Genomic DNA, 7074 nt, shown 5'->3' on the forward strand with positions numbered 1-7074 from the left:
GCTCGGTTTTGTCCGGCTACTTCGTCTCGATCCTGCAAGGCGCCCTCCTCACGGTGGGTGTCTCACTGGCTGCCCTCGTGGTGGCCATTTTGTTGGGGCTGGGCGGAGCAGCGGCCAAGTTGTCGGGCCGCCCGGTCCTGGTCAGCCTGGCCACGGTCTACACCACGCTGGTGCGCGGCGTCCCCGAGCTGGTGCTCATGCTGCTCATCTTCTACGGTGGCACGATCGGCCTGAACCACCTGCTGGCCAGCATGGGCAGCAAGGCCGTGGTGGACATCAACCCGTTTCTCGCTGGGGTGCTCACCATCGGTTTCATCTACGGCGCCTACATGACCGAAACCTTCCGGGGTGCGATCCTGTCGATTCCCAAAGGTCAGATGGAGGCGGCCTGGGCTTTCGGCATGGGCCCGGCGCGCACCTTCATGCGCATCACCGCTCCGCAGATGGTCCGTTACGCCCTGCCCGGCTTCACCAACAACTGGCTGGTGCTGATCAAGGCCACGGCCCTGATCAGCCTGATCGGCCTGCAGGAAATGACCTACCTGGCCAAGCAGGCCAGCGCTGCCACGCGCGAGCCGTTCACCTTCTTCCTGTTCGCCGCAGTGCTGTTCCTGATCTACACCTCGGTGTCGCTGTGGGCGTTGCGCTGGCTCGACCGCCGCTTCAGCCTGGGCGTCAAGCGCGCCCGTGCCTGAGGAACACCCTCCATGAAGTGGGACGTCATCTTCGAACCGAGCTCGCTGGCCCTGTACGGCGAGGGCGTGATCACCACGCTCACGTTGCTGCTGTCCTCGCTGGGTGTCGGCGCCGTGCTCGCCGTGCTGTTCGCGCTGGCGCTCACCAGCTCGGTGGCACCGCTGCGCTGGGTGGTCGGGGTCTACACCTATGTGATCCGGGGCACGCCCCTGCTGATCCAGCTCTACCTGATCTATTACGGCATTGCGCAGCTTGAATGGGTGCAGGCGCGCTGGGACGACGTCTGGCCCTGGACCCATTTCAAGGAGCCCTTCTTCTGTGCCTTGCTGGCCTTCAGCCTGAACACCGCCGGCTACACCGCTGAAATGCTGGCCGGCGCGATGCGCGAGACCGCGGCCGGCGAGATCGAGGCCGCGCAGGCCATGGGCATGAGCCGCGGCATGGCGCTGCGGCGCATCGTTCTGCCCAGCGCCATGCGCCGCACGCTCCCGGCCTACAGCAACGAAGTCGTGATGATGCTGCACAGCACCAGCCTGGCCAGCACCGTGCCGGCCATGCTCGACATCACCGCCGCCGCCAGCCGCATCTACTCCGACTTCTACCTGCCGTTCGAGGCCTACCTGTTCGCCGCGGCCATCTACCTCACCATCACCTTCAGCCTGGTCGGCCTGTTCAAGCTGGCCGAGCGGCGCTTCCTGGCGCACCTCGCCCCGCGCGCGCACTGAGCGCCACCACCGCAGGCCACGCCCCGCCTTCCATGCAACGCACCGAACACGCCTTGTTGAGCCAGAGCCTGGGCAGCCAGAAGACCCTGGTGAGTTTTCGTGCGGGTTTGGCCCAGGCCCGCCCCAAGGTGTACATCCAGGCCAGCCTGCACGCCGAGGAACTGCCCGGCATGCTGGTGGCACACCACCTCAGAACCCTGCTGGAGGTGGCCGAGCGCGATGGCCGCATGCAGGGTCAGGTGGTGCTGGTGCCGGCGGCCAACCCGATCGGCCTGGCGCAGCGGCTCGACCACAAGCCGATGGGCCGCTTCGAACTCGACACGGCGCAGAACTTCAACCGCCACTACCCCGACATGGCCGCTGCCGTGCTGCCGCAGGCCCTGACCCGGCTCGGCCAGAACGCGCAGGACAACGTGAACACCGTGCGCGCGCTGGTCCACCGTTTCCTCACCGACTGGCAGCCCGCCACCGAGCTCGACAGCCTGCGCCGCGAACTGCTGCTTCTGTCCCACGACGCCGACACCGTGCTCGACCTGCACTGCGACTGGGAAGCCGTGATGCACCTCTACAGCGAGGAAGTGTGCTGGCCTCCGCTGGAGCCGCTGGCCCGTCTGCTCGGCTGCCAGGCCGTGCTGCTGGCCCGCGAGTCGGGCGGCGGCCCTTTTGACGAGCGCCTCTCGGGCCTGTGGTGGCAGCTCTCCGATGCCTTGAAGGCGGCCGGTGTGGACGTGCCCCTGCCCCAGGCCTGTGCCAGCGCCACGGTGGAGCTGCGCGGAGAACACGACGTGGCGCACCCGCACGCATCCGCCGACGCACAGGCCATCGTGGCCTTCCTCGAACACACCGGCGTGCTCGCCGCAGACCGGCCGCGGCCGCCCATTCCGCCGCTGTTGCACGCGGCCACGCCGCTGGCCGGCTCCCAGACGCTGCGCTCGCCGGTGCCCGGCGTGCTGGTGTTTCGTGTCGCCGTGGGCGCGCAGCTGCGCGTGGGCGACCTCGTGGCCGAGGTCATCGACCCCACCGCCGCCGGGCAGTCCCGTGTGCACCCGGTGTGCGCCGGGGTGGACGGCGTGCTGTACGCCGCGGTGAGCTCCCGCTACGTTGTTGCAGGCGGCGAAGTGGGCAAGATCGCCGGCGCCACGCCTTTTCGCTCGGGCGACCTGCTCGGCGCCTGAGCCCGCCATGACCGCCCTCTTTCGAAGCCACCTTTCCTACGGGCCCTTCCATGACCGATGAACGCCAGTCTTCTGCCCGCCCCCTGCTGGAGGTGGACAACATCCACAAGCGGTTCGGCGACAACGAGGTGCTCAGGGGCGTGTCGCTGCAGGCCCGCGCCGGCGACGTGATCAGCCTGATCGGCAGTTCCGGCTCGGGCAAGAGCACGTTGCTGCGCTGCATCAACCTGCTGGAGAACCCCAACAGCGGGCGCATCCTGCTGGCTGGCGAAGAGCTGCAGCTCAAGGCCGACAAACACGGCGAGTTGCGCGCGGTCAACGCGGCGCAGCTGCAGCGCCTGCGCACCAAGCTGGCCATGGTGTTCCAGCACTTCAACCTCTGGGCCCACATGACGGTGATGCAGAACATCATCGAGGCGCCGGTGCATGTGCTGGGCATCCCGAAGGACAAGGCGGTGGAGACCGCGCGCCGTTACCTCGAACGCGTGGGCTTGAAGGGCGTTGAAGACCGCTACCCGTCGCACATGAGCGGCGGGCAGCAGCAGCGTGTGGCGATCGCGCGCGCGCTGGCGGTGGAGCCCGACGTGATGTTGTTCGACGAGCCCACCAGCGCGCTCGACCCCGAACTCGTGGGCGAGGTGCTGCGCGTGATGAAGCTGCTGGCCGAGGAAGGCCGCACCATGGTGGTGGTCACCCACGAGATGGGTTTTGCGCGCGAGGTCTCATCCCACCTGATCTTCCTGCACAAGGGCTGCATTGAAGAACAGGGGGTGCCCGCCGAGGTGCTGGCCAGGCCCAGGAGCGAGCGCCTTGCCCAGTTCCTCTCGGGCAACCTCAAGTAGTCCGGCGCCTCAGGGCACCAGCTCCAGCGTCGAGGTCCATTCGCCGGGCCGCATCTTCAGCGGCCGGTACTGAACCGCCGCCCAGGGCTGGCTCATGTCGCGGTAGCGGCCCGAGAACACGTTGCCGCTCTGACCGGTCTGGTAGATGAACAGCGAGTTGTCCATGTCGGCCAGATCGTAGATGGCGCGCAGGCTGGCCGCATGCCGGTTGGCATACGGTGCGTCGGCCTTGTCCAGGTGGTACTGCCCCACGTTGACCGTGAACGGGTCGCCGCCCGTGGGCGTGCGCACCTCGAAGAAGGGGGCGAGCGGCTTCACGTTGCTCAAGGGACGGTGGATGGAGATCGCCGGGTGGGCGTCGGCCCAGCGCCAGGCGGCCACATCGTCGCCATGCGTCTGCCGCAACTGGTCGAGTGCGCTGTCCAGCGCGCGCGTGCTGGCGGCGGCGCAGCCGGCCGCGCCGCACCAGCTCGCATCGTTGCGCTCCAGGATGCCCTCCACCGCGCTTCTGAACAGGCGTTTGCCGTACATCGTCTCGAAGCGGGCCTGGCCCAGGCGTTCACCCACCACCTGCCGGGTGAACACATCGACCCAGGCGGTGACGATCAGCGGTGCAGCCAGTTCGGCCCGCATCTCGCCATCAAAGCCTTGCAGTTGCGCCTGAGCCGCAGCGGCCAGGGGGTGGCTCGACGCCGTCTTCTGCAGGAACGGCAGCAGCCGCAGCGTGGCGGCCGACTGCAGGTCGCCGTGCATGGCCTGGAAAGACGCCACCGTGTGCCGCGGCGTGGCCTCCAGCATCGCCTCGATGCGTTGCTGGCGGTACGGTGGTGCCCAGTCCTGCGTGATGAAGTGGGGGTAGTCGGCCGCATGGATGCGCTGGTTGGCGGTGGCGATCCAGCCGCGTTCGCCGGTGTCCTGGGGCGTGTCGGCATAGGGCAGCCAGCCGACCCAGTCGTAGCGCGACTCCCAGCCAGGTGCCGGTGCCACGCCGCGGATGTCGTTGTCGGGTGCACGCAAGGGCACATTGCCCACGGCCTTGAAGGCAATGACTCCGCTGCGGTCGGCCATCAACACGTTCTGCATCGGCGCATGAAAGTCGGCGAACGCCTGCATCAGGTCGGCCACGGACTGCGCGCGGTTCGATTGCAGCGAGGCGACCACGTTGCGGTTGTCGGTGTCCAGGGCCGTCCAGCGCAAGGCCAGCACAAACCGGGCGGTGTCGATGACCTCGCCGTGACGCGCCTGGGCGTCGCTGAGCACCGGGCCGTGACGCGTGCTGCGCACCATGTGGCTCACATCCGGCTGGTCCTTCACGCGGATGGTCTCCATGCGCAGCGAGAAGTCGGCCCAGCGGGGTTCGGCGTCGCTGGAAGGCACCCGGTATTGCGCCGGATTGGCCGGGTTGATCTGCTCGATGTAGAGATCCTGCACATCGGGTGCGGTGTTGGTGAAGCCCCAGGCCACCTGTTCGGTGCGCCCGAGCACCACGAACGGCGTGCCCGGCAACGTGGCGCCGATCACATCCATGCCCTTGATGCCATCGGCATCGGGTGCCTGCAGACGCGCGAAATACCAGATGGCGGGCGCGCTCAGGCCCAGGTGCGGATCGTTCGCCAGCAAGGGCATGCCGCTCTGGCTGCGTGCGCCGGAGACAACCCAGTTGTTCGACCCTTTGCCGTCGTTGTTGCCCAGCTCGTTCACCCAGCGCTCCAGGTCGCGTCCGATGAGCGCGGCCATGCCTTGCGGCTCGGGTGCGGCGGACGACGTGCTGGACGGCGCCGACCGGTACAGGCCGAGGCCACGGTACAAGCCAGCCAGATCGGCGCTGGCCGCGGGCTGCTCACCCGGGTAAGGCGGGAACAGTTCCCACAGGGTCGGCGTGTCGATGCCCTGCAAGGCCGTGAGCCGCGCAAATTCGTTGCCCCAGTTGCTGCCCAGATCCAGCGCCATCATGATCGACCAGCCCACGCTGTCCAGCGGGTCCCAGTAGCGCCCGGCCCGCGCCTCGGGGCCGGGGTCGATGCCCAGCAGCACGAATTCGGGCGACAGCGCCTGTGCGCTGGTGGCAAAAAATCCGTTGATGCCCTCGCTGTAGGCCTCCAGCGCCGTGCGTGCATCGGGGGGCAGGCCTTCCCACTGCCGCTGCGCGGCCTCGCGGATGCCGAGCGTGCGCATCAGCTTGTCGGTCTCCAGCGTGGCCGGGCCCAGCACTTCGGACAAGGCGCCTCGCATCACCCGGCGATTGAATTCGAGCTGCCAGCCGCGCTCCTGGGCATGCACATAGCCCATGGCTTTCCAGGCGTCCCGCGGGCGGCTGGCCAGGATGTGGGTCACGTCGCTCGCGTCCCGGTGCACCAGCACCGGCGAGCCCAGGCCGGCGAGTTGCAGCCGACCCTCGGTCTGCGGCAGGCTGCGCTGGGCGTAGAAGAAGAGCACCGCCGCCGATGCCACCAGCAGCAGCACCAGCAACGCGAAAAACCGTTTGATCCAGCGCATGTTGTCTCCGGGATGATTTTTTTGGGTTGTCCCTGTCAGCGCCGGCGCCGAAGGCCCGGCCGTCAGGTCGCGGCGCCGTCAGCGGCGCTGGGGTGTCCGGCCAAGCACCATGTTGCCGTTGACCAGCCTGAAGCTCACCGTGGGAGCGCTGAAATCGGTGAACGGCGCACCCAGCGCGATCTCGCCGTCGCTGTGCAGCATGCATTCCTGGCGGCGCAGCGCGATCACGTTGTCGCCACCGGCAAAGCGCACCCAGGTGCCGTAGCTGCTGATGTCTTCCAGCACGTAGTTGCCCGAGCGGATGTCGATGCTGGTGTGCATGCGCGAGACCCGCGGGTCGCTGACCACGAAGTCGGCCTCGGGCACCCGCCCGATCTTCAGCGGCAGTTCGGTCAGACCGAAGCTTCGGCTGCTGTCCAGCCAGGCCAGCTCGATGCCGCCCATGCCGATGTCCTTGGGCGGCGTGAGCGCATGCAGGTCGGCGGGCAAGGTGAGGAATTCCGACAGCATCTCCTGCTGCCATTCGATGCGAAATACCTCACAGGGTTCTGTACGCCCCTTGATACGGATAGGCCCGAGACTGCGGCTGCGTATGGCGGTGCGAGGACCGAGTTCGCGCACCACGTTGTCCGTCACCAGGATCTGTTCGCCGCCGGCCAGATCGCTCAGGCGCGAGGCCAGGTTGACGGCATCTCCGAAGCAGTCGCCGTCGACCACGACCACCTGGCCGCGTGCCATGCCGATCTGCATCATGAGTTTGAGGCGGTTGGGCCACTGGACCACCCGCTTGGCGTGTTCTTGCTGGATCTGCACCATGGCCTCGACGGCCTGGCGGTTGCTGGTGAACGAGAGCAGGACGCCGTCGCCGAGCATCTTCACCACGGTGCCGCCGTGTTCCATGCCGGTGGCCCCGATCCATTGGGTGAGTTTGGTCACCACCATCGTGGCGCGATCGTTACCCAATGTTTCAAACACCGAGACGCTGCCGGTCAAATCCACGAATGCAATTGTCAGTTCGGCCATAGAGCGGTTTTGTGTGGTGTGAATTAAAGCACAGGGCCCTTGGCGGGCCGATCGCGCCGGTTGGCCTCCCCCCGCGTCAGAATAGTTGTCGCCCCGATAGAACCAAGAACCTGGGGG

6 protein-coding genes are annotated in these 7074 nt (G+C 67.5%); 4 read left to right on the top strand and 2 right to left on the bottom strand.

Going from position 1 to position 7074, the window contains the following annotated elements:
• Positions 1-8: 8 nt before the first annotated feature.
• From QUV35_RS13745 to QUV35_RS13760, 4 genes are read left to right on the top strand one after another with little or no spacing between them, the layout of a single operon-like run.
• A complete protein-coding gene (locus tag QUV35_RS13745) occupies positions 9-695 on the top strand; it encodes an ABC transporter permease (protein WP_300875018.1) in 687 nt (228 codons plus the stop codon).
• 12 nt (positions 696-707) lie between these two features.
• Positions 708-1421 carry an ABC transporter permease subunit gene (locus tag QUV35_RS13750; RefSeq protein WP_300875021.1) on the top strand — a complete coding sequence of 238 codons (714 nt, stop codon included), beginning with the start codon at positions 708-710 and terminating at the stop codon, positions 1419-1421.
• Positions 1422-1453: 32 nt separating this feature from the next.
• The gene (locus QUV35_RS13755; protein WP_300875023.1) at positions 1454-2596 is read left to right on the top strand and encodes a succinylglutamate desuccinylase/aspartoacylase family protein; all 1143 of its coding nucleotides are present in this window, start codon (positions 1454-1456) and stop codon (positions 2594-2596) included.
• A gap of 50 nt (positions 2597-2646) precedes the next feature.
• Positions 2647-3438 carry an ATP-binding cassette domain-containing protein gene (locus QUV35_RS13760; protein WP_300875026.1) on the top strand — a complete coding sequence of 264 codons (792 nt, stop codon included), beginning with the start codon at positions 2647-2649 and terminating at the stop codon, positions 3436-3438.
• Positions 3439-3447: 9 nt separating this feature from the next.
• On the opposite strand, the gene QUV35_RS13765 is transcribed toward QUV35_RS13760, so the two are convergent.
• On the bottom strand, positions 3448-5934 hold the full coding sequence (locus tag QUV35_RS13765; RefSeq protein WP_300875029.1) for a penicillin acylase family protein: 2487 nt from the start codon (positions 5932-5934) through the stop codon (positions 3448-3450).
• Between the two features lie 78 nt (positions 5935-6012).
• A complete protein-coding gene (locus tag QUV35_RS13770; protein ID WP_300875035.1) occupies positions 6013-6957 on the bottom strand; it encodes an adenylate/guanylate cyclase domain-containing protein in 945 nt (314 codons plus the stop codon).
• Between the last annotated feature and the right edge of the window lie 117 nt (positions 6958-7074).

The organism is Hydrogenophaga sp. (assembly GCF_030373225.1).
Taxonomy (GTDB): Bacteria; Pseudomonadota; Gammaproteobacteria; order Burkholderiales; family Burkholderiaceae_C; genus Hydrogenophaga.